Here is a 23,966-nt window from a genome sequence, read left to right as displayed (position 1 = left end):
AGTCACTATTAGTGCTACATTTGGATTCGTTTTATATCCACTTGCGGGATTTCATAACCGGTAAATAGCAGCCATTGTTTTTCTGCTATGTATGTAAGACCGCGACTTCGGCTAAAGCTGCGCTCTGGAACTCGGATAATATCTTTGTGCGCATTATTGGCAAAGTCAAAATAGCTAATACGAAAATCACCACGCTGAACATACAAATAATAGAGCCCTGAATCAGAAACAGACCAACTTGCACTTGAGGCCAAATGTGCATTTTTAAATAAAAGCGTTTTGTCTCCAGTTGTAATCTCCATACGCCACATTTCTTGCGGTTCGCTTTTATATACATACAACACCCCATTATGTTCAACTACGGTGGTGCCCGCCGTTAACTTCACTGGTTCGCTTTTTGAATCAACAAAAACGCGAAATACATTATTACCATCAGAAATATAAATTGAGCTGCCATCTTGAGACCAACTGGGTTTACCGTGATATTTAAGCCCTGTTTCTAACCGTGTCACTTGTTGAGTAACCATGTCCAAAAGTTGAAGTTGACTTCCTTTATGTGACTTTGTCGTGAAAATCGCTTTAGTACCATCCGGGGACCAAGCAGGATGCATTGCCTGTAGTCCCAGCGCAGTCAGCTGTTTTCGTTGATCACCTTCCAAATTAGAAACCCAGATTTCATCAAATCCTGATTGATTGGACACGAAAAGTAAACGCTCCGATACCGATGAGTAACTGGGATAACGAAAACTAGTTTGTGACTGTAATAGTGGAAAGGGTGAACTGGCAACTTGCGCATTAAGGTCAAGCTTCATAATGGAGGTATTAATATTCCAATCATGAAAATACAAATATCCAGAACGACTAAAGCTTGGGTAACTTAGGCCATCAAATGGTAGCGTCCCTAACACTTTACCATCGAGCGCCAGTTTATATGCCGTACGAGCACCATGTTCAATCGATGATACAACTAAATAATCATCAGTTGGATGCCAGCTTATTCCCCGTAAATCGTCATGCCCGCTTAGTAGAGTAACTTCCTTCCCAGTCTCTAGACTTTTTAAATATAAATTCTCAAGCCCATTGGGTAGATTTCGACTAATCACTATTTGCTTGGCGTCGGGTGAAAGAGCTATGCTCTCAAGCTCACTCCCCTGACAATCTAACTCACAGCCCAACTCAGTTGCTGTTTTATCATTTAAATTCAATAAGGTTACTTTTGGGTTACCAGCTGGCTGCTTGGCGATAAATCCAAGGAGGTTTTTCTCTGCAGAATAAGTTAAAACGGTTGTTATGTCTGCAACACAGTTTGCTATTTTTGACTTTTTACCCGTCACTACATGTAACGATTTGATGGTACATTTCCCTGCATGTTTCTCTATATAAAATAAGGTTTGATTATCTCGGCTCCATACTGACACGGATGCATTTTCAGGACCATCAGTTAGCGCCTTGAGAGGGGCTTCTGGTTTCAGTAAGTTCTTTAAATATAACCCTGCATGGCTCCCAAACTTACGCCACGCAAATGCCAAGTATCGTTCATCCGGAGAGGTGCTAGGAAATAACTCACGACCTGGGAAGTCTGTTACTTCTTCAAGTTGTTGCTTAGGCTGGAAAACTTGAAAATAAAGAAAGGCAATAAATACAATCAATAATATTGCCACAACACCAACTGCTTGCGTCGATAAAGTCGAGCTTTGCTTAGTGGGTGTATCGCAGGCTTCTATAAAAATGGGTTCAATCTTTAATCTATATCCAGACTTTCTTATCGTTTCTATTATTTCGTAATCTTCCTTGTCACGCCCATCTTCGCTGGCGCTACTCAGTGCTTTGAAAGTTTTGCGAAGATGCCAAATGGCATTGGTAAGTGCTTTCTCTCCAACAAATAGATTCCCTCCCCAAACCTCTTTTATTATTTCTTCTCTCGCAACAACGTTCGGATAAGCACGCGCTAGTACCGTCAGCACTTCAATAAATTTTGGTTGCACGCAACATACCTGTCCTTTACTGGATAGTATATGCCCAACCGGATCAATATTGACATGTAGTAACTGATAAGTCGCGCTGTGCTGCATTTTTCCAACCATGAGTAAACACGATGTAAATCATACCTAAATTAGCGACCAAAAGACAAAATTAACGCGATAAACATCATGATAGAAATTCACTCCCACCCTCAAAAAACAATATAAACAATTGAATTTAATACTTATTTTTCAATAGATATTAAATAGAGATAAAAACGTCAAAGAATAGATGTCGAATTTATTGCGTGAACATTAGCGATAGTCACAATGGGTAAAATGAGAAGCCGTACTTTTTTGTAGTTTAATCAGCACAATAAGATACGTACTTCTTTCTTCAAGCCCCAAAAATAAACAACAATCAGAAATTAAAAAAGAGGGACTCCCGTGTCACCTAACAATAATATTAAATTACTCGCCCTATCTATCGCGCTCGCCTGCAGCAATATGGCAACTGCCGAAGAGCAACAAATCGACCGTCAGCAAGTTGAACAAAATAATGCGGTAGTTAAAGCACAAAATGAAGATAAATCACTAGAAAAGATCGTCGTCACCGGTTCTCGCATCAAACGTGATAGCTTTTCAGTGTCAACCCCTATCGCCACAATGGGAGCCGAGTCGCTAAATGATGCAGGTTTAGGTTCGCTTTCAGATATTCTTTTTGAAGAAATGCCCCAAGTGAGTGAGGGGACCGGTAATGGTAACTCGCAAAGCAGTGTGCAAAATACCGGACTTTCAACTATCGACTTGCGCGAATTGGGTGTTAGCCGAACACTGACTTTGATCGACGGAAGAAGAGTCGTATCCAACAGCTATTCGGGTAACTATGTCAGCCTATCAACCATCCCTAAAGGTATGGTTGAGCGAGTTGAAATTATCACTGGAGGCGCTTCTGCAGCGTATGGCTCCGATGCCATTGCAGGTGTCGTTAATATTATTACTCAACAAGACCAGGAAGGGGCAACATTTAGTGCCCGAGGCGGTGAAAGTACCGAAGGTGGCGCTCAGGAATACACAATAAGTGCGGACTACGGCACAACTTACCATGATGGCAGAGGCTACCTTTTCATTAGTACCTCATACGACGAAGAAAAAGGATTGAGCTACTGGGACAGGAAACGTGCTCAGCAACAAGATAGCTGGGATTATGATGATGATCGTATGTGCAATGTAATGCTCACAGCAAACTACGATCCAGATACCAAAAGCGCTTACCGTTGCATGAAAGATATTGATAAATCACAATGGACTAGTTTGAGCGACTCTATCCCTGGTGGTGTATTTGATGAGTCAAGTAGCACTAAGCCAAACTCAGGTTTTTGGTATGATGGCACAACCTTACGCGACGATTGGCAAGAAGAGCTCCATGGTATCCACATCAACCAGTTCACTATGTTGAGAGTACCGGACAAAGACCTCTCTGCGGCAGTAAAAACAGAGTATGAGTTTGACTCGGGTACTGAAGCTTACTTTCAAATGCAATACAGCCGAAATACCTCGCGCAACGTAAAGTCGCCTGAAAGCGAGGATGAATGTGATGCGATTGTTACCTATGATCCAAATAGCAGTCAATTTGGCTCAGACTGTATGGGTCGGATTCCTTATGATAACCCCTATATGCCAGAAGCAATTCGTGCAGAGGCTAGCTCCAAAGGCGTGAAGTGGGATCGGCTATTCACCGAAGTGGGAAATATAATCACTAGTAATGAGAGAACAACTATCAGATCTTGGGGTGGGTTACGTGGTTATATTTGGAATGACTGGGAGTGGGACGTTTCTGTTGGCTACGGCAAATTTAAGCAAGAGCAAACCCGCAGTAACGAAATTTACGTTGCACGAGTCAAACAAGCGCTAAATGCTGAACGCCTTGATGATGGTACGGTTCAGTGTAAAGATGAGCAAGCACGTAGCCAAGGCTGTGTACCAGTCAACCTTTTCGGCGAAGGCTCGATCACACCTGAAGCGGCGGATTATATTCGCGCTAATCCCGCTATTACGACTGATATAGACCAAGTGACTATTTCTGGCTTTATTACTGGTGATTTATTTGAACTTCCAGCAGGCGCCGTTGCTTCAGCTTTTGGTTTTGAATATCGAAAAGATACACAGAGCGTATCGACCAACGTGCCAAATGGTGGCGTAACGTTTAACTATGTGCCCACATTTGAAGGCGATGTCAGCGTTCGTGAAATCTTCGGTGAATTATCGTTACCGCTATTAAAAGACGCGCCAATGGCAAAATCGCTTAGCGCTGAGGTCTCTGCACGTATTGCAGATTACAGCTGGGCAAATACGGGATTAATCCAAAGCTACAAAGCAGGTTTCATTTACGAACCAATCGAAGGCTACTCTATTCGTGCTAATTGGGCTCGAGCAATGAGAGCTCCAACAATAACAGAGCTAATGTCACCACCTCGTGGAGACTATGATAGCTTTGATGATATCTGTGATGGTGTTACCGCGACGTCAACAGATGCAGGCCACGACAACTGCCGCAAAGATGCGGGAATACAAGCCGCTATCGCCGCTGACGGTACTTTTGAAGACGAAAATAACGGCTACTCACCCAACTCAGGAAATAGCGAGCTGTTTGAGGAAACCGCAGATACCATCACCATTGGTTTATCTTTAGCGCCTTCCTTTGCACCGGATTTTAGAATTGCGCTAGATTACTACGACATTCAAATTGATGATGCGGTAAGCTCACTTGCTAACGAAGACATCATTAAGTTCTGTTATGCATCATCAATGGAATTCGGTGACGGTAACGAGTTTTGTCGTGATGTTAAACGCGATGAAGAAGGCCAGATTTATGAAGTTAATCAACGTGTCATTAATACCGATGAGATCCGCACTAAAGGTTACGACATCGCACTCGAATATGTGTATGACGCTAGCGACTACGGTAGCTTTAAGGTGAAAGCAGACTGGACACATGTTATCGAATACTCAATCACCAGTACGGGTCCTGATGGACAATACGAAGACCTTTATGAAGGCTACCTCAGCACCGATATCTTTGAAGACAAAGGCGCTATTTCACTAACTTGGTATAAGAATGACTGGCGTGTACGCTTTAGCACAAAATATAAAGGTGCAGTGGAAGCCAGCCGTTCGAGATATGAAGACTGGCAAGCTGCTATCGAGAAGAATAATGAACGCTGTGCAACAGGCGAAACAACCTGTATAGCCAATCCAGAGCCCCTATGGCAAGGTGCACTGCCATCAGTAACGACTCATAGCTTAACGGTAAACTACAGCATGGAGCTAGGCGATAACCGCACTCTCTCTGTTTATGGTGGTGTGAATAACCTGTTCGACGAAAAAGGTCCGTTCATCGTCGGCGGTACAGGTAATTTTGATAGCGCCTATGGCTCAGGTGTTGGCCGTTTTGCGTTTATTGGAGCAAAATACCAGTTTTAGACTTCTGCATTGATCCGAGGGGCTACCACTGAGTAGCCCCTTATCTTTACAAACCAAAAAGTGTATCGCGTAACTTATCTGAGATTTTGTCAATCTCTGCATTGCATTGGTTGTAGCCTTGGCAATTAATAATTGCACTCATAACCATGTTTTTTGACGGCAGATACCAATTTAACGTCGCATACCCAATCTCAGCACCGTTATGATGATAAACAGGTTCATTTCCGACGTGCTCACTAAAGATACCCATGCTGTATTGCTGTCCGGTGACATCAGTATCCACCCATACGGATTCTCCTAGCAATTGCTCACGCACATTAGCGGGAATATCTGGGCTCGTTATCATGATTTTAAATAAGTCACCAAGATCCTTAGCCGTCGATACAATCGGTGCATCAGCCACACCAATATTGGCATAGTAAGGTTGCGTATTAATTTCATTGCCCTCATCATCAACAAAGTACCCTGATGCAATTTCACCAAACGCCTTTTCGATCCCTCCATAACTCATACTACTTAAGCCAAATGGTTCAAAGATATACTCACGCATCGCCTTTGAGTGATGCTCCCCCAAAACTTTATCCATAATTAGACCCGCCAATAAATATCCAGTATTAGAATATTTCCACGCAGCTCCGGGTTTGAAATTGGCGTCTTGATTGAGAGCAAACTGCAGTGCAAAGCTGTCCGTTTTTATTAAGTCTGGCTGTTGTAATACTGCAGCAAAAAATTCACCGTTAGCATCATTGAGATAATCATATAATCCAGCCGTATGATTGAGTAACTGCCGAACATACATTTCGTCACTGTTTTCTATCTGTTGTAAAAGTTCGTGAGACAAATAGTCACTTATCGGTGCATCTAGATCTAATAACTGTTGTTCATGCAACATCGCCATTAAGAGCGCAGTTACTTTTTTACCCGCACTGCCATTTGGGATCCTAGCGTCCGTGGTCATGGGTATCGTATTTTCTTTATCTGCTAACCCTGCAGCACCATAAAATTGAAGCGTAGGCGAGTCAATATAGAGCACAATACCAGGGATACCCGCTTCAACACTTTGTTCGAGCATCGCTTGAAAATCAACTTCGGCTACGGGAGGAGAGACAGGGCTCGGTTTAGGGTTAGACGTCGACTGACTATCATTACAGCCAAATAACGACAGTCCACCACACAATAATGTGACCAGTTTTAGTGTTCTCATGAGAAATACCTCGTTTCGTTTAAGTGATAAAACAATAACTAAGGTATGTACGCCATGCTGTCTCTGACTTTTTCAAAATGTATCAAACAGTAACGACTTCCTTTATTTTCATGCATAATGTCAGACCATTATGGAAGGCCAGAACAAGCTTGATACAATTCGATACAACTTGCAGAAAGTCGATACAGCTATACTCGCTTACACTCACTACAGTAACTAGCAAATTAATAACTAATAGAAATTGCTATGAAAACACATTTATTGATTGCAGCCTCACTTATGGCCGCAAGTGCAGCGCAGGCCAAAAGCACTGACGCAAAAAAAGAAGGTCACGGCTATTTGGCCATTGGTTACGGGATCAATTACAACAGCGATATTTACAATAATGCCGAGACCTCGCTTTCGCCCACTGTACATGGCGCCTACTATTTTAGTAATGGTCTATTTGTCGAGTTTCCAGGCCGCGCTGAGAAGTATGACCCAGCACTTGCACTCGGTTATCAGTTTTATGAAACAGAAAATTGGGAATTTGATGCCCTACTCTCAACCGCTCATGGGCGAATAAATTACCGTTTTGGCGGGACTCGCTATGAGCTAAACACTTCGTCTTATCTTGGGGTAAGAGCTACAGGGAATGTATTTGGCTTACAAATTAGAGCTATTGTTGCACCAAAAGTGATTAACTCAGATTATTCAGATGGTCGCTACGCTTCATTATGGATCTCTAAGCCTTGGCAATACAAAAACTGGCACTTTTATAGCGCAGTCGGTGCACAATACCGAAACTCGGCCATGTTAGATTATTACTACGGTGGCGCACCATTTAAAGATTACGATGCCAAAGGTGGGGCTAATCTTGGGGTAAAGCTCGGATTTTCACGAGCTTTAACAGAAAATTGGATAGTCGATGGCCACGTCAGCTACACCAAATATGCATCAGGTATTATGGATAGCCCTATCACTAAAGCAATTGTCAGTTTTAACGATAGAATTGAGCACGGTGAAAGCATTGGCCTGTCACTTAGCTACGTATTTTAAGGAGCTAAATATGAAAAAACGACTATTTGGCTTAGCCCTACTCGCTATGCAAACTCAAGCGAAAGAAGAAATTAAGGTCCCCGTATGGACCGTAAAACCAGGGCAATGTGTTGCGCTCGAACAAGGTCAGCAATGTTTTATCGACCTCTCAGTGACCTGGCAAACCTCTGTGACCGGTAACTTTTGTCTCCATGCCGATGAAAAAGAGCTGGTTTGTTGGCAGCAGCAAAAAACCGCGAGTTGGCAAGGCGAGATTTTAGTTGAGAAAGATTTGCTCATTACCTTAGAAGATAACAAGGATATTCTCGCAAGCTATGCTCTGCAATATGCTTGGGTGTTTAAACAACAAAAAAGTAACGCCGTGCGTTGGCGACTTTTCTAGGAGTAGTTGTGGTAGCCGAGTTAGTCCTAATAGAAGACGATAAAGAGTTGGCCCAGTGGCTGAGTGATTACCTCTCTACCAAAGGATTTTCAGTGCGGCTATATCATGATGGTCAAGACGGGCTGGAGCACGTTTTAGCCTCTCCCCCCGACTTGGTGATTTTAGATGGTATGCTGCCAAGTTTAGATGGCTTTGAAGTCTGCAAGCAACTGCGTCTGTCGCTCAGCATTCCAATATTAATGCTCACCGCACGGGATGAGGAAATTGACGAAATTATCGGCTTAGAAATGGGGGCTGACGACTACCTCAAAAAGCCTGTAAGAGGCCGGTTATTAGAAACTCGTATCAAAGCGCTATTAAGGCGTCATCAACCTCAACACCAAGCGCCCAAAGCAACACTTGAGTTTGGCACACTCTACATTAATAAAGAAGATAGGAACGTTACCCTTGCAAAGCAGCCAGTTAACTTATCCAGCAATGAGTTTGATGCGCTTTGGGTGCTTGCCAGTAAAGCCGGACAAATTGTTACCCGAGATGAGCTTACTAAAGCACTCAGAGGATTTGATTATGATGGGTTTGACCGCTCTATAGATTTGCGTATTTCACGACTGAGAAAGAAGCTAGGTGATGATGGCCAAAACCCATTTAAAATAAAGACGGTATGGGGTAAAGGATATCAGTTGGCGAAGGACGTGTGGTAATGTGGCGCTTTGTGTTTGCTTTACTGACCATCTTAACGCTTACAAGCGTTATCACAGGTCAGGTGTTTGATAAGCTTATCGCCGCATCCTCCGAGAGTAATGAAGCGCATTACGATCCACTTAGCACAACCGCACCAATTATTGCCGCAATGGCTAAAGACAACATACCTGAGTCACAAATTACTGCGCTTCCACTGCACCAAACAATAACCGCTCAACTTATACCAAGGGCCGACTATCCACTCCCTGCGAGTTTAAGCAGCACACTCTCACAACAGCGACTTATTTACCTCGAAAGCGAATCATCAGTAAGCGCTTGCATACTTACAAGCCAAGATAATATCTACATCCTGACAATGCCGAAGCAATTTCAGACTAAATATGGCCTGCTCATGACCTTGTTGTTTTACACTATCGTTCTGATTGTTGTCGTCGCCTTTTTATCCCCATTTATTGCTAGGCTGTTAAAGCTCAAAAATGCCGCACATCAGCTGGGTAAAGGCGAACTCAACGCCCGCGTGCAAGTCGGTACGGTATGGTACTTAAAGGATATTGAGCAAGCGTTTAATCAAATGGTACGACAAATAGCCGGGTTAATGACTGACATGAAGCTATTAAGCAGCGGACTTTCTCATGAACTACGTACGCCACTTGCAAGGGTAAGAATGGGGCTAGACACACTGGTTGAAACTCATGATGATGAGCTGCGGGCACAGTACGAAGATAGGATCAACCAAAACCTTGATGAAATGGAGCAAGTGATTGATGCTATTTTAGATTACGCAAGATTGCAGCACCGCCTTGACGACGTGGAACTTCAGCCTGTTGACTTGAATGCGATGGCTCACCAGTTAGCCAATAACGCCCACCATCATGACTTAACACTAAAACTTTCGTCAAAACCTTGCTGGATAATCGGTGAAGGTCAGTACTTACGCATGCTAATCAATAACTTATTATCTAACGCGATAAAATATGCCAACGCTAAAATATCACTAGAAACCCGAGTCGATAATGACAAGGTTAAGTTTATTATTGAAGACGACGGGATAGGTATAAGTAACGAGGTTCGAGACAAAGTGTTACTACCATTTTATCGCGACGATTCTCAATCACAATCAGGGTATGGAATTGGCTTAGCCTTTGTGCAACGTATAGTCACTCGTTTTGGTGGTACCATCGTAATTCAAAAAAGCCCCGCGCTGGGCGGGGCCAAAATCACTGTTTCGCTGATACAGACTCAGCAAAAGTAACGTTAACTCTGAAGCTGTGGTAAGCAGTGCTACAGTTCACCGCTTGGCAACGAAACAGTGTACAACAACCTAATATTCAAAGGGAGTTAGGATTAATGTGGTCCACTGTTGTCAGCAGGCGTTTGCCAATTACTCTGCCACACGTAGTTGCCATGGATATAAAGCAGTTTATCAGCCTGAATAAGCCCTCTATCTGCTTCGGTATACCCGAGTGCTTTGTCACTCTCTATGGGCGTTGCTACCTCGGCACGGCTACTCCCGCGATAACTGAGTGTTGAGTCCACGCCGTGGATAATTTCAAATGCGGCGAGATCGTTTTGGCTATACCAGTCATAACTACTTTCATTCACTTGCTCTGTATTCCAGTAAACAATCGGCAAAGTGAACCGAGTTACTGAGGCATTGTCTTTTAGCATGGCCAAAGCGCGATAATCATATTCCAGCGGTGTAAACCCCCCTGCAAATGTATGATCTTTTAATAGCTTGGGTTCAGCAGGATTTGCAACATCAAACAAACTCACTTTGGTGCCGGGCTGCACGTTTCCATCAGGGTCTCCAAGGTGCTGACCTACCCCAAGAAGCAAACCGTCACCAACAGGGTGCAAATAAGAAGAGAAACCGGGGATCTCTATACTTCCCGCGATTTTAGGCTGTGATGCGTCAGATAAGTCCAGAACGTAGAGAGGATCTATTTGTCTAAAGGTCACGATATAAGCTGTATCGTTAAAATATCTAACCGCATAAATATCTTCATCCACAAGCCCCGTATCCGGATTAACCTTGCCAATAGGGGTTGGATTTTGGCTATTTGGTAGCGTCGCCACAGTGTTGAGTTCATTCCCTTCTGGTTTGAGCATATACAACTTATGGCTATTACCGATATCTGTATCATACTGACTCGTTACTACGCGCAGAACGCCATCTTTTTCATCAAATCGAGTCGCAGCCATCGTCTCGCTGACACGAGCAAGTTGACCTTCCACCTCACCTGTTGCTTGGTATGTCACCCCTTCGTCCGTTAACAATAACTTATGTAATACTATGCCTGATGGATCCCAGATTGATGTGTTGACATCACCATCACTGCCATTAAACGAGTAATTGTAAAGATACACTGCTGTTGCAGACATATAAAAACCAAAGGTGCGCGTGCTGACGCAAGTTGTTTTCACCTCATCAGGATTGCGAATGTCAATTTCCGTGACTGTTGTTAAGCCATTATATCCATCTTGCGTGGTAGCATCTGCTGGCAAATAACAGCCATCTGCGGCAACCAGTGGCGCTACACTTCCTTGCTTTAAATTTCTAAATTGGGGTAATAAATCGTTAATGTTAGTATCCATTAAGCGATTGTAGCTTGCTACTTTGTCAGCGCTATTAAAACCATTGTAGCGTATAGTGTGGTCGGCGATAACATAGAGTTTGTCACCGATTAATCTGCTGCCAACTAATGAACCATCAATTTGAAAGCGTTTTTCGACCTCAGCCTGTGCGGGTAGGGATACGTTACTAAAAGCAAGCTCAATCACGCCTTGATAATTTACTTCAGGTTGAACATCCAGTTCAGACATACCATCAGCAAAGTCATACTCATAGTCCATTAATACGCTGATGAGTTGATTGTTTTTAAGGTAAAGATTTTGGCTTGCAAACTCTGAATCTGATACCGCTAATTCATTAACTTGTGTAGGGACATCCGTAGCCTCAGTATCCAAGATCCTAACGAAGGTTTTACTGTCTGTATCCGTGTATGCAACGCTGGTCGAGCCGCCGATAAATAAGTAACGGCCATCGAATTTAATCCGGTCGCTTTCTGATACCCCTTCAACCAGTTGATTGGTGCCTGAGTAAGGTGCATTATCTGTGGTTGCTGATGGATTTTCTAAATCATCGCCATTATTCAACCCACCGCTGGCAACGAAAATGCCGTTTTTGATAAACTGACTAAACTGAGCTGATGAAGCTGACTTCAACGGCGCAGAGCTATTATTAAGCGCGTTAAGTTCTGGTAATTTATCTTCATCATTGTCGTTACTACCACCACATGCGCAAAGGCTAGCGGCAAGCGGAAGACTGAGCCAAATTTTGCATCTCATGATATGTTTCCTTGTAAGTTAAGTGCCAACGTAAGCCTAAACTTTCACACTAAAATTTCTGTTATCTTCGCTACTTGTTTTGTTATTTAATGTTACCCTTTCTGGTAATTTGTACAGCGACTGGTAAATTACACTGGTAGTAATAATGCGCTTTGATTGACACCTCTAAAAAGCCAGTGCAAAGCCCAAATTCAGAACTGGAGTTCCAAGTTGAATAAGTTATTAATGGCCTTAACCTTGCTGGTTACCACTCAGGTAAATGCCACGGTGGTGCCATGTGACGCCAATGACAGCGAGTGTACGCCAGTCGATGAATGGCGATTTGGCATTGCGCTTGGCGGCGGCGTGATCTCCAACCCACTCCATGACGGTGAAAATATTCCCTTGGTTGTTGTGCCCTATATTAGTTATTACGGTGAACACCTCTTTCTTGATAATGGGACTTTGGGCTATACCTTTCACTACACTGATAAATTTGATCTTAGCTTGATCGGCACGTTTAATACCGAGCAGGCCTATTTCGAAAAATTTCACCCGAGTAATATATTCGTGCAAAAAATGGGGTTTGATGCCAGCAATGAGCTACCTGGCGGTGAATTTGCCGCAGAGCAAACCGCTATCTCCTTAGACGATATCGAATCGAGAAAATGGGCCATAGATGGCGGCGTTTTAGCCCACTGGATAATAAGTGATAGCGTAAAAATCAGCGCATCATGGCTCACCGATATCACCAACACTTATCAAGGTTACAATGCCGATGTTGGGGTTAGCTATCGTTTTAGGTTCAATAATTCACCTAACACTTATGTGTTTATTAAAGCGGGGCTAAAATGGAAAAGTCGACAACTGGTGGACTATTACTACGGCATAGACAAAGCGGATACACCGAATAGTGAGCTATGGTATAAAGGCAGTTCAAGCTTCCAGCCTTATGTTAGCTTTGCCTACTCTTATCCCGTAAGTGAGTCTTGGACCTTCAAATTTAACGCTAAATATCAGCAACTTGATAGCACAATGACAGATAGCCCGATAGTCGAGGATAGCTATACCGCGACGGTTTTTGTCGGGGGAAAATATGAATTTTAGGCTGTACTTAATCACAATTATAATTTTCAGCGCACCAAGTAAAGCTTTAACCAAACCCAACAATGGCATTAAATTAGAAATAAAACCTATTACATGTATGGTGAAACAAGCAGGGCAACGCTGCGAAATGACGGCAAAAATTGCTTGGCAATCGCCCGCTAAAATGGACCTCTGTTTATTTCAGGAAAAACAAAAATTACAATGCTGGGAGCAGGCCAAGGAGGCAAAATCAACACAAATTATCCATCTCTCAAAATCCATGCTCTTTACCCTAAAAGATGCTAAAAATAACGTTGTTGCAAAACAAAATATTGAAGTACACACAAGCGTCAACCAACAATATAGACGCAAACTCAGAAGCGATTGGAGTGTGTTTTAATGGCCAAGGTATTACTTGTCGAAGATGATGTAAAACTAGCGGAGTTAACCGCAAAGTTCTTAATCCATAATGGCTTTGAAGTCGTTCAATTACACAATGGTATTAACGCCATTAAAGCGATAGAAGCCGAAAAACCAGATATTTTAATTTTAGATATTATGCTTCCAGGCCTTGATGGTTTTTCTATTTGCAAAGCTGCACGCGGTGATTTTAAAGGGCCGGTTTTATTTCTTACCGCCAAAGATAGCGACTTCGACCATGTAAAAGGACTTGAAATTGGTGCTGATGATTACATTATCAAGCCCGTTGAGCCATATGTGCTACTTGCCCGCTTGAATGCGCTATTAAGACGCACACAAAATGATGAAGTTCAGTCTGACTCCATTACCTTAGGGGAATTACAAATAGATAAATCGGACCGTAAGGTCTACTTGGCAGGTGACGAAGTTGAACTAACCAGTTATGAATTTGATTTACTAAAGACATTGGCAGGCCATGCGGGCGAAACGCTGAGTCGAGACTATATCTATAAACATGTTGTTGGCCGCGAATATGACGGATTAGATAGAAGCGTTGATGTACGTATTAGCCGTTTACGTAAAAAACTTGGCGACAATCTAGAGCAACCTGCAAGGCTTATTACCGTGTGGGGCAAGGGCTACCTCTGCTCTAAGTCTGCTTGGGGCTAGTGTATTTGTGCTAAAACTATTGCTCAGCCTCTATTTGGCTGTGTTTACCAGCATTGTCGTTATTAACCAAGTGAGCGAAGCTATTTGGTCTCATTGGGTGCACTCCGCGCCCGATGAGTTACGACACGCAAAAGCAGTTGCTAATACGCTCAAAGCGAGTATTTCCTCACACAACTTACCCCAAGAGTCGGAAACCGTGAAAATACTCAACATGGACGATGTCGCTTGGCTTCCAGAGCAAGCCGGCACTTTAGTTCAAGGTGGTATTTTAACGAGCTTTGACGATGAAGGTAGCGCATGGCTGACTTTCAAAGTACCTGATTCAACATTACTGATGCAGCTAGGGCCATTAGCACCAGCCGCTTCAGCCGCCAATAAACAATGGGTCATCAAATTGCTTTCTTATGCCGTGCTCGCATTTTTACTTATGCTGTGGATACGGCCCTTGTGGCTTGATTTATTGCAACTGAGGTATATCACCGAAAATCTCACTCAAGGTCAACTGCCCAAAGCGACCCGACATTCCCGGTTTTCTGCTATTTCAAATTTAACCGAGCAGATCCGCGATTTGGCATCTCAAGTCGCAAGGCTAATTGAAAATCAAAAACTACTCGTTAATGCGGTTTCTCACGACCTGCGAACCCCACTTGCCAGACTCAAATTTGCTTTAGCCATGTTACCAGAGCAAAGCCGTGAGCAAGCAAACGATATGGCGGATGATGTGGTCGAAATGGAAGCCATGATTGATGAAATGCTAGCCTACGCACGGCTTGAATTTGAAGTAGATAAACTTGAGGTAACACCACTGGATCTTTGCGCGCTTGTCGACGACCAGATAAACAAACTCCGTAAGCTCACCGATAAACAAATAACTCTTAATAAAAAGAGCACGCAGGTTATCGTCTCAGGTAACGCTTACTACCTCTCTCGAGCCATTCAAAATATTGTGCAAAACGCCGATAAGTACGGTCGCTCAAACATCGAAATTAGTCTTGAATGTGACAAAAGCAACGCTTATCTTCATATTGAGGATGATGGCGATGGGATCCCTAAATCTCAGTGGGAATCGGTTTTTATTCCCTTCTCACGCTTAGATGAAAGTCGCAGCAAAGATAACGGTGGTTATGGCCTAGGGCTGGCTATCGTACGCAAAATCGCCACTTGGCATCGCGGCACTTGCCATGTTGGGTTCTCCGAACTCGGCGGTGCTAAATTCACTCTGACTTTGCCCCGCACTTCATCTTAAAACTCTTATCACACGCACACCTGCTGACCTATGTGCGTGTATTCAAGGCATATAGAAGTTGAAGGACGCTACCCTAAGGGATAACAACGGCTAAAGAGCAAGTTACTATCCCAAGTTTTGAGTGATTAAGCGCGAGTGCGAGCTGGGATCAGAGCGACTAATAATTGCATTCCTGCTATTAGTCCATACGGCAACCCAATCTCTATTTCATAAATAACAGTTCCAATAATCGGGCCAATTACAATACCCAGTCCTTGCGCCGCTGATATCGTTCCGGCAGCCGCGCCTTGCTCATCAGCCTCCACCGAATTGGCAGCCAAAGCAGAGACAGACGGATATATCCATCCCATACCAAAGCCAGCGACACCATAGCAAACCCAGAGCAAGATAGGCGCTGATGCAAAAATCGCAGACACAAATCCAGCGGCAGCGATGACTCCACCGAATTGAATTAGTCGCGCAGGCTGCCATTCAAGCTTCTGGAGTGCTACTTGCGCGATAATCAGTGCCACACCAACAGTCGCAAGTGCAATCCCTGCAGCACGTGCAGTGTCAGCAGGGTCAAGCTGAAGCCTATCAAGGACAAAAAAGCCAACTGTGATCTGCGCAACAGCCACACTAAAAGCTGCTATAAAAGCCACGGTAACAGGTCGACGTAGCCTTACATCCGTTAAACGAACGCGATTGTTGCTGGGTTTTGCATGTCGTTCGTACCTTGGCAGTACCCGCCAAAGAACAATCAGGGCAATAAGGGGCAACATTGCGGAAATATACAAAGGCATACTTAAGCTAAGAGGTCCAAGTAGCCCAACAAACCCAGGACCAATCACCATACCAGCCGCACTTGACGCACCAATCCCCGCCATCGCTGCCGCGCGTTGTTTAGGCACAACATGATCCGCGATTAAAGCGGCGCAAGTCGCAGGTACCGCAGCATAAAACATCCCAGCGAATCCACGTCCAACCACTATGCCTGCAAATGCAAGCACGGGCACTAATGCGGTCTGCATCGCAAAGTCGATAAAGACTGCTAAAAATGCATAGCTAATGACAAAACCTGTAAGCCCAAAGAGTATCACCGGGCGCCGACCTTTTCGGTCACTAAGGCTTCCCCAGAACCGTGCCATAATAACCCAAGCAACTCCAGCAACTGTCATCGCCGCGCCAATTTGCCATGCTTTGAGCCCAATCACATGGGCAATAGGACCTGCTAACGCAGTAAACCCCATCACAGCCATAGTGCAAACAAATGTCTCAAACATCAGCGGCTTCAGGCTAAATGCATCACCCGCCTCTGGCATCCCCTCATTGTTGACTAAATTGGTCATTTGGTTTCCTTTTGATGATGGCAATACAAACTCCTTTTACACAAATTGCATAGCCTGCGTATTCCAAAGATATGTATAGTGCCCCCTCTGCGCTAACAAGCGATGGTGACAACCCGACTCCACTACTTTACCTTGCTCAAGTACAATAATGTGATCAGCACCCTCTATACTAGAAAGCCGATGTGCAATGGTCACCACGGTACGATTGTGCAACAGGTTATTCATGGCGATGATTACCTCTGATTGAGTAATAGGATCAAGTGAGGCTGTGGCTTCATCAAGCAGTACAATAGGTGCATCTTTTAATAGTGCTCGGGCAATTGCAATACGCTGTCTTTGACCGCCAGATAGCAATAAACCACCATCGCCTACTCGGGTGTTTATGCCATTTGGTAACTTGTCGATAAACTCTAAGCAGTTAGCCGTTTTGCACGCATCTTTTACTTCTTCATCACTGGCATCTAGCCGACCAATACGAATGTTTTCAACAATACTGGCATCGATTAACTGAATATCTTGAAACACCATACTAACTAACTGATGCACGCCCTTGGAGCCAATATCTTTAAGATCTAGGCCACCGATTTTCACACAACCTGAATTAGGGTCAAAAAAGCGGGCACACAAATTTAATAATGTAGATTTGCCGCTACCAGATGCACCTACAATGGCCATTGTCGTGCCTTGCGGCACACTAAAACTCACGTCATCTATGACCTTTTTAGCCCCGTGTTGAAACGATACTCGTTCAAACTCTATATCAAAATTGCTTGGCAATTGGGGGTTATCTGGCTCTGCCAACACAGGCTCATTTAGAATAACCTCAAGCTTGCGCTCAGACTGCATAGCCTGACGTAAAACCGTTAGATATTCGCCAACTTCTTGAAGGGGTTCAAGTAGTTTGATTAGCAGCAGGGCAAATAGAATAGTGGTAAAATCTACGCCTGAAAAACGCTGCTCGGGTAAGGCTATGGCTAGCATTATCACAAACATACTGAGCACCATATTTAGCACTATGCGATAGGTTAATACGGGGCCGGCTCCCCACATTTCCACTTGTAGGCTATGCTGCTTTGTTTTCTCTAGCTGCTTGGCAAGATGGGACAACCATGTTTGTGCTTGGTCATATAACTTGAGGGTTTTTAACGCTTCAATATAATCGGTAATAGTGCTGGCACTTTGGCGATATGATTGCAGCTTAGCTTTAGCGACTTGCACAAACTTTCGTTTCGACACCTCCATTACCCAAAATGCTAAAGGCAATAGTATCAATGCACTAAGGGCATAAATAGGATTGATAAATAACATCACCACTAGACCAATCACAGGTGTCACCAAAGCAGAAATCAGATCGGGAGCGATATGGGAAAAAATACCTTCAATTTTCTTTATATCCTCAGTGAGCATTTCTAAAAACTCACTGCTATGGGTGCGTCGCACACGACCAAGAGGCAGATGTCGTACATGATTAATCAATTTAATACGATACGCATGAACAACCTGATAACTGCCTACAAAGCTTTGGTATTGGCCTATATATGCACATATCAGTTGCATCACAAAGCAACCACCTAGCGCCATCAAATAATCCATTGGTGTTGAAAGCCAAGGCATCATTTTTGGCGTGGTTAAAAACTGCTGTTGTAGCCAGTGGAAACATAACAGCAACGGTGTAATTGCCACACTGCGTTCCAATACTCGAAAAACAACGCCAGTATAAAAGCGCCACTTGCCAGAGCTTGCATGCTCTATCACACGACCAATACTCAATAATGCTTGTCTGTCCATTTAAATCTCATAATGTATAGGTTGGAAATTTGACGAGTCTTTCATCGGACTTTGTTGCTCTCCTTCGCTTTGTTGTAGCAACCAGCTGTGACGATAATAATCACAATTCGACAACAATTCGCCATGAGTTCCCTGTGAGACAATTTTCCCCTCTTTCAAGACAAGGATCTGACCGATATTTTCAAGACCTAAATACTTGTGGGTGATCACCAAGAAAGTGGTGTTTGGATAGTACGTTTGAATAGCCTGATAGAATTTAGATTGTGTCACATTATCCATTGCGGCCGCAGCTTCATCTAAAATCACCAAAGGGGGCTCGGCCACCAAAGCACGTGCAATAGCAATACGTTGTTTTTCTCCCCCAGACAAATTTTGTCCGCGTACTTGTACCTGGGTTTCGAGGCCATCAGGCAATTGACTTATCCAAAGCTTTAGTTGAGCGACCATAATGGCGCGCTCTATCGCATCGGAGCTAATATGGTTACGGCCAAACAAAATATTGTCTCGTAGGGTACCCTCAAATAAATAACACTCTTGCGTCACCACACTCATAAAGTGTGATCGGACACTGTCACTCATTAAACACACATCCTGCCCGAATAGTTGCACTTTACCTGATGAAGGAGACAATAAACCACATGCCAACATCGCAAGCGTGGATTTACCATTACCAGATGCACCGACTATAACATTCAATGAATTGGGTACTAGCTTAAAGTGCACGCCCGCCAAAACCTGATGAGATTGGTAAGCAAAATCCACGTGATGAAACTGCATCAGCGGCAACCTTTTATCAACTTTAACAGGTGTGCTAGCTGAATTAGAAAAGCGCGCCATGTAGATAGGCGTGATCCGTTTAACGCCAGCGAGCAGCTCGTTTGCTTCCATAAAAAAACGACTCACTTTGATGATTGGGTTAAGCATGCCAACAGCCAATAATATACTTAAAATAACCTGCTCAGTAGTGACACTTTGCGCACTATGTAAACTAATCGCTGCGGGTAGCAAGCAAACAAAAGATCCACTCAGCAATGCGGTGTATAACGTCCAGCCAGGTACCGTTTGGCCGGTGAGTTCGAGTACCAACTTTTGGTATTGATCCAACTTTCGATTTAAAACGGCAAATCGTTTACTGTCTAAATTATATAGCTTCATCAACGGCATATTTTTAACGTAGTCACTTAGTGTCGTGGTCAAATCCTCTGACACAAGGCTAAACCGCTCGTACTGACCTGCTGTTTTATGCATAAATAAACCACTAACAAAAAATGCTAGCGGCACAACAACAACCGCACTGAGTGCAAGCCGCCAATCTATAAATGCGATCACCGTAAAGACGACACAAGGTGTAAGGATTGCGTTAAACAACTCAACACTTTGATGGGCTATAAAGTTTTCAATATGCTCAACATCTTGCAATATATTTTGTTTTAAAACGGCGGGGTTTTGAGCACTGAGCCATAGCAACGACATATTTGCCAATTGGGTTGCGAGTGTCATTCTAACTTTAGTGAGCGCCTTAAAAGAGACTTGGTGGCTGAAGTAATAGGCGCCCATAGCACACCCAGATTTCAATAAAATCGCGCCACAAATCCCTGCAGCAATCCATAACAATTGTTCAATCGAAGCCGATAAAGGATTAAGTAAGGCTTGAATAGAAAGAAATAACAAATACACAGGCACGATTTCAAGCAAAGTGACAAGCACCATTAGGCTAAAAGCTATCAACATTTTGCCTTTATAAGGTGCACAGATAGCAAAAATAATTGACCAGGGACTGCAATGTCCCTCGGTTTCATGCGATTCAACACGCATATACCTACTCCTTTAAATGCGGTTAAAAATCTGTCGTATAAACTAACCCTAAGCGGTATTAAAATCGTGCAACAACGCAAATATGCTCTTGCCGATCCCATAGCTTTTAGAGATATCAGGTTTATTTCAACCAAACGTGCAACTTGAACAGCAGAGTCAATCATTAAAGACTAGAACAAATACCTAGTTTGTATCTCTGGTTTATGCTGCCACTTTTACCACACCGTGATTTATCTAAGCACAATAAAAAATAGCGCTAAGCCTATTGCAGCAACCCTGACAACGCTCCCCTCATCCGTTCAATATCCCCCAGATCGGAAATAAGTATAAGTTCTCTGATATCCACGCAAATTTTCCCGAAAAAATTACCGATAGGGGCATACAACAACTTTTTGGGGTGGGAACAAATTGTCCAAAAACATATTTTTTGGGCAAGAAAACTTCATGACAAATAACACTCGCAGTTGCCTCGACTCAAAAAATAAACCGCGACCGTGCTTCATAACCGGAGAATAATAGTGAAAACAACAACTGATACGCCAGTCCGACCGAAGGTTGAGCAAGACCTCTATATTGAAAAAAATATTTGGCAGCAACAAAGTCTTGGTTCCCTTGTCGCCGATTGGCGGTCTCAATTTTCAGATAACGTCGCCCTGATTGAAGGTGAAACTGAGCTCACTTACGCTCAATTTGAGCAACGCGTGGTAGCGCGCCGTGCTGGATTTTGCAATATCGGCTTAAAAGCCGGCGACCACGTGATGATGCAATTGCCTAATTCTCTCGATTTTGTAATTAGTTGCTTCGCAATGTTCCAATTAGGTGTCATCCCAATTTTAGCCATGCCCGCGCAGCGTGAGTCCGATATTGTAGCGTTGTGTGAACTCAGTAACCCTGTAGCATACGTAGTGCCAAGCAGTTATTTGGGTCACGATTATATTGCCATGGCCCAACGTATTGTGTCCAAATGTTCAAGTATTGAGCATGTCTTGGTCACGAGTGATACACCAAGCGATACCCCGTATACATCCCTTTCTCAGTTAGACAGCACCGAGCCCATGCAGGTTTCTAATATTGATCCAACATCCACGGCACTCATGTTGCTTTCTGGTGGTACTACAGGTACCCCTAAACTTATTCCACGCAGTCACAATGACTATTACTTCAATGCCAAAGCTTCTGCCAAGCTATGTCAATTTGATGAGCAAACCACTTATTTAGCGGTTTTACCAATCGCCCATAATTTCCCTTTGGCATGTCCCGGGATCATTGGCACGCTTTGTCAGGGTGGAACAGTGGTGCTGTGTCCAACACCTGGGCCAGACGAAGCGTTTCCACTTATAGAACAACACAAAGTTACTCACACCGCTTTGGTACCCGCTTTAACGAAACTATGGCTTGAGGCTAAACAATGGGATGAAACCGATATAAGTAGCCTGAAACTGTTACAAGTGGGTGGTGCTAAGTTCACTACCGAGCAAGCGACACAAGTGCCTGATGTACTTGGTTGTCAACTGCAACAAGTGTTTGGTATGGCCGAGGGATTACTGTGTTTCACCCGCCTGGATGATCCGTTAAATGAAGTGATGCATACCCAAGGTCGTCCACTTTGCGACCTCGATCAAATACGCATTGTTGACGAACAAGACAACCCCGTAGCACGAGGTAGCGTTGGTGAGCTACAAACCAAAGGTCCTTATACCATCGCGGGTTACTACAAAGCACAAGCACATAACCAAACAACCTTTACCGCCGATGGCTTTTACCGTACGGGTGATTTAGTACGTATGAACCAAGCTGGTAACCTAATTGTTGAAGGGCGGATCAAAGAACAGATTAACCGAGCAGGAGAAAAAATCGCTGTCGCAGAAATAGAACAACGCCTGCTCTCCCACCCCTATATTGATGAAGCCATACTAGTGCCCGTACCAGACGCATATCTTGGCGAACGTAGCTGTGCCTGCATTATTTCTAGTCAGCCTGTTACCCTCAGTGAAGTTTATCAACTACTGCAAGAACAGCAGGTTGCGCGCTTTAAATATCCAGATCAAATCATTTCGCTCAGCTTTTGGCCACTCACTGCTATAGGAAAGATAAATAAAAAAGCACTAATAAAACGTGCTGAAGATGAGTATGTAGAGACCACCATGAATCAGTTAAAACCAATACCCTATGTTGAAAAAACCATCTCTGTCCAGTCAACTTTAGCGCAGTTAGCCCCGAGTATTTCTGAGCTCAGTAATCATCCATTTAAAGCCGTATACGAGTGTAAATCTGCTTGGTCTGTTGGCCTTGGCAAAGTAGCTGAACTGCACTCTAACGGCAACGAAATAACCTTACAACAAGGTGAAAAGACAAAACACTTTAATGGCAAGCCTTTTCCCGAGCTGATGGCGCAGGCCCTGCAAAGTATTCAATTCGAAAACTGGCGCTTATATGGCGTAGCTAAGTTTGAACTAGCCAGCGTATTTCACGGTATTCAAACATGTACTGAGCATGAAAAGTCTTTGCAATTATTTGTGCCAAAACTAGAGGTACGCCTTGAAGCAAATAAAGCGACATTACGCGCGTTGACTGAGGCTGACCTCAAAGCGCTTGAAACATTAGTGTTAAAAGCAGATACATCATGCCTACAAACGGAAAGTACGGCTGCGCTTAAGCCTCTAAAAACACCACAGATCAACACGCAATATAAAGATGAATACAAAACATCGGTTGCTAAAGCCATCGAAGAAATTTGCAACAGGCAATATCAAAAAGTGATCTTGTCTCGCCGTATTCATGTACCAGACAGCATTTGCTTGAATAAGAGCTTCCGCTACGGCCGTTTACATAATTCGCCTGCACGCTCATTCCTCTACCAGCTAAACGACTTTTCAGTTGCAGGTTTCAGCCCAGAAACCCTACTTGAAGCCAGCAACAAGGGATATATCAGCACACAGCCCCTAGCTGGTACTCGCTCACTTGGTAACTCACCACAAGAAGAGCAGCAGCTGCGAGAAGAACTTCTTAACGACACCAAAGAAATAGCCGAGCACGCTGTATCAGTAAAATTAGCCCAAGAAGAATTGGAGCAAATATGTGAACCCAGTTCAATTTCGGTAAGTGAATTTATGGCTGTGCGCCGTCGCGGCAGTGTACAACACCTAGCCTCTCGCGTCTGCGGTCAACTAAGTAATGGTAAAAACCCATGGCATGCATTTCAAGCGCTCTTCCCTGCGGTTACGGCGTCAGGGATCCCAAAACGTGAGGCCATAGAAGCCATATTGCGCCTTGAACCAAATAGCAGAGATTGGTACAGCGGCTGTGTAATGATTGTAGATAATGACGGGTTTATAGACTCAGCTTTAGTGCTGCGTTCAATTTATCGCGCCAATAACAGTACATGGCTACAAGCTGGCGCTGGTGTCATTGATCAATCTAAGCCTGAGCGTGAATTGACAGAAACCATCGAAAAACTCAGTTGCATCGCCAACTACCTAATTGATGAAAAAACGTTAGAAGAGGCGCAGGGCTAACA

General features: G+C 43.7%; 16 protein-coding genes. 10 read left to right on the top strand and 6 right to left on the bottom strand.

Annotated features, from left to right (window positions below; genetic code table 11):
* Positions 1-14 precede the first annotated feature (14 nt).
* Complete coding sequence (locus QSH61_RS22115; RefSeq protein WP_248298673.1) at positions 15-2,072, bottom strand: winged helix-turn-helix domain-containing protein; 2,058 nt, start codon at positions 2,070-2,072, stop codon at positions 15-17.
* Between the two features lie 336 nt (positions 2,073-2,408).
* Between QSH61_RS22115 and QSH61_RS22110 the strand changes: the two genes are divergently transcribed.
* Positions 2,409-5,444 carry a TonB-dependent receptor domain-containing protein gene (locus tag QSH61_RS22110; RefSeq protein ID WP_174169648.1) on the top strand — a complete coding sequence of 1,012 codons (3,036 nt, stop codon included), beginning with the start codon at positions 2,409-2,411 and terminating at the stop codon, positions 5,442-5,444.
* 46 nt (positions 5,445-5,490) lie between these two features.
* On the opposite strand, the gene QSH61_RS22105 is transcribed toward QSH61_RS22110, so the two are convergent.
* Entirely contained in the window at positions 5,491-6,648 is a 1,158-nt protein-coding gene (locus QSH61_RS22105; RefSeq protein WP_102058273.1) for a serine hydrolase domain-containing protein, read from the bottom strand.
* A gap of 246 nt (positions 6,649-6,894) precedes the next feature.
* Between QSH61_RS22105 and QSH61_RS22100 the strand changes: the two genes are divergently transcribed.
* The 4 genes from QSH61_RS22100 to QSH61_RS22085 are packed head-to-tail and all read left to right on the top strand — an operon-like array spanning position 6,895 to position 10,022.
* Positions 6,895-7,686, top strand: a complete 792-nt coding sequence (locus QSH61_RS22100) for a MipA/OmpV family protein (RefSeq protein ID WP_010603906.1) — start codon at positions 6,895-6,897, stop codon at positions 7,684-7,686.
* A 10-nt stretch (positions 7,687-7,696) separates the two neighbouring features.
* Positions 7,697-8,068, top strand: coding sequence for a DUF3019 domain-containing protein (locus QSH61_RS22095; protein WP_102058272.1), 372 nt, complete (start codon positions 7,697-7,699; stop codon positions 8,066-8,068).
* Between the two features lie 8 nt (positions 8,069-8,076).
* Positions 8,077-8,769 (top strand): winged helix-turn-helix domain-containing protein, encoded by a 693-nt coding sequence (locus tag QSH61_RS22090; RefSeq protein WP_174169649.1) that lies wholly within the window; start codon positions 8,077-8,079, stop codon positions 8,767-8,769.
* A complete protein-coding gene (locus QSH61_RS22085; RefSeq protein WP_174169650.1) occupies positions 8,769-10,022 on the top strand; it encodes a sensor histidine kinase in 1,254 nt (417 codons plus the stop codon). Before QSH61_RS22090 ends, QSH61_RS22085 begins: the two co-directional genes overlap by 1 nt.
* Before the next feature lie 92 nt (positions 10,023-10,114).
* Here QSH61_RS22085 and QSH61_RS22080 read toward each other — a convergent pair whose 3' ends face one another.
* Positions 10,115-12,118 (bottom strand): beta-propeller domain-containing protein, encoded by a 2,004-nt coding sequence (locus QSH61_RS22080; RefSeq protein WP_206471758.1) that lies wholly within the window; start codon positions 12,116-12,118, stop codon positions 10,115-10,117.
* 210 nt (positions 12,119-12,328) lie between these two features.
* Here QSH61_RS22080 and QSH61_RS22075 point away from each other — a divergent pair, with 210 nt between their 5' ends.
* From QSH61_RS22075 to QSH61_RS22060, 4 genes are read left to right on the top strand one after another with little or no spacing between them, the layout of a single operon-like run.
* Positions 12,329-13,204 carry a MipA/OmpV family protein gene (locus tag QSH61_RS22075; RefSeq protein WP_227388037.1) on the top strand — a complete coding sequence of 292 codons (876 nt, stop codon included), beginning with the start codon at positions 12,329-12,331 and terminating at the stop codon, positions 13,202-13,204.
* Positions 13,194-13,583, top strand: a complete 390-nt coding sequence (locus QSH61_RS22070) for a DUF3019 domain-containing protein (protein WP_102058268.1) — start codon at positions 13,194-13,196, stop codon at positions 13,581-13,583. The genes QSH61_RS22075 and QSH61_RS22070 overlap by 11 nt, the downstream gene beginning before the upstream one ends.
* A complete protein-coding gene (locus tag QSH61_RS22065; RefSeq protein ID WP_010603913.1) occupies positions 13,583-14,272 on the top strand; it encodes a response regulator in 690 nt (229 codons plus the stop codon). The genes QSH61_RS22070 and QSH61_RS22065 overlap by 1 nt, the downstream gene beginning before the upstream one ends.
* Before the next feature lie 7 nt (positions 14,273-14,279).
* Positions 14,280-15,518: an ATP-binding protein gene (locus QSH61_RS22060; RefSeq protein WP_206471757.1), complete on the top strand. Its 1,239-nt coding sequence runs from the start codon at positions 14,280-14,282 to the stop codon at positions 15,516-15,518.
* A gap of 125 nt (positions 15,519-15,643) precedes the next feature.
* Here the strand turns inward: QSH61_RS22060 and QSH61_RS22055 are convergent, their stop codons facing one another.
* The 3 genes from QSH61_RS22055 to QSH61_RS22045 are packed head-to-tail and all read right to left on the bottom strand — an operon-like array spanning position 15,644 to position 20,449.
* Entirely contained in the window at positions 15,644-16,846 is a 1,203-nt protein-coding gene (locus tag QSH61_RS22055; RefSeq protein ID WP_206471756.1) for an MFS transporter, read from the bottom strand.
* Positions 16,847-16,882: 36 nt separating this feature from the next.
* Complete coding sequence (locus QSH61_RS22050) at positions 16,883-18,634, bottom strand: ABC transporter ATP-binding protein (RefSeq protein ID WP_206471755.1); 1,752 nt, start codon at positions 18,632-18,634, stop codon at positions 16,883-16,885.
* Positions 18,635-20,449, bottom strand: a complete 1,815-nt coding sequence (locus tag QSH61_RS22045; RefSeq protein ID WP_206471754.1) for an ABC transporter ATP-binding protein — start codon at positions 20,447-20,449, stop codon at positions 18,635-18,637.
* A gap of 518 nt (positions 20,450-20,967) precedes the next feature.
* Between QSH61_RS22045 and QSH61_RS22040 the strand changes: the two genes are divergently transcribed.
* Positions 20,968-23,964, top strand: coding sequence for a salicylate synthase (locus QSH61_RS22040; RefSeq protein WP_206471753.1), 2,997 nt, complete (start codon positions 20,968-20,970; stop codon positions 23,962-23,964).
* Positions 23,965-23,966: the final 2 nt, after the last annotated feature.

It is taken from the genome of Pseudoalteromonas sp. JC3 (assembly GCF_030291895.1).
Classification (GTDB): Bacteria; Pseudomonadota; Gammaproteobacteria; order Enterobacterales; family Alteromonadaceae; genus Pseudoalteromonas.
This window is presented reverse-complemented; position numbering and strand designations above follow the sequence as displayed.

What these genes read in the sequence shown, in the direction of transcription:
- QSH61_RS22080 (WP_206471758.1), bottom strand. Translation starts at nt 12,118, where the DNA reads ATGAGATGCAAAATTTGGCTCAGTCTTCCGCTTGCCGCTAGCCTTTGC.
- QSH61_RS22105 (WP_102058273.1), bottom strand. Translation starts at nt 6,648, where the DNA reads ATGAGAACACTAAAACTGGTCACATTATTGTGTGGTGGACTGTCGTTA.
- QSH61_RS22095 (WP_102058272.1), top strand. Translation starts at nt 7,697, where the DNA reads ATGAAAAAACGACTATTTGGCTTAGCCCTACTCGCTATGCAAACTCAA.
- QSH61_RS22070 (WP_102058268.1), top strand. Translation starts at nt 13,194, where the DNA reads ATGAATTTTAGGCTGTACTTAATCACAATTATAATTTTCAGCGCACCA.
- QSH61_RS22100 (WP_010603906.1), top strand. Translation starts at nt 6,895, where the DNA reads ATGAAAACACATTTATTGATTGCAGCCTCACTTATGGCCGCAAGTGCA.
- QSH61_RS22055 (WP_206471756.1), bottom strand. Translation starts at nt 16,846, where the DNA reads ATGACCAATTTAGTCAACAATGAGGGGATGCCAGAGGCGGGTGATGCA.
- QSH61_RS22085 (WP_174169650.1), top strand. Translation starts at nt 8,769, where the DNA reads ATGTGGCGCTTTGTGTTTGCTTTACTGACCATCTTAACGCTTACAAGC.
- QSH61_RS22050 (WP_206471755.1), bottom strand. Translation starts at nt 18,634, where the DNA reads ATGGACAGACAAGCATTATTGAGTATTGGTCGTGTGATAGAGCATGCA.
- QSH61_RS22115 (WP_248298673.1), bottom strand. Translation starts at nt 2,072, where the DNA reads ATGCAGCACAGCGCGACTTATCAGTTACTACATGTCAATATTGATCCG.
- QSH61_RS22065 (WP_010603913.1), top strand. Translation starts at nt 13,583, where the DNA reads ATGGCCAAGGTATTACTTGTCGAAGATGATGTAAAACTAGCGGAGTTA.
- QSH61_RS22045 (WP_206471754.1), bottom strand. Translation starts at nt 20,449, where the DNA reads ATGCGTGTTGAATCGCATGAAACCGAGGGACATTGCAGTCCCTGGTCA.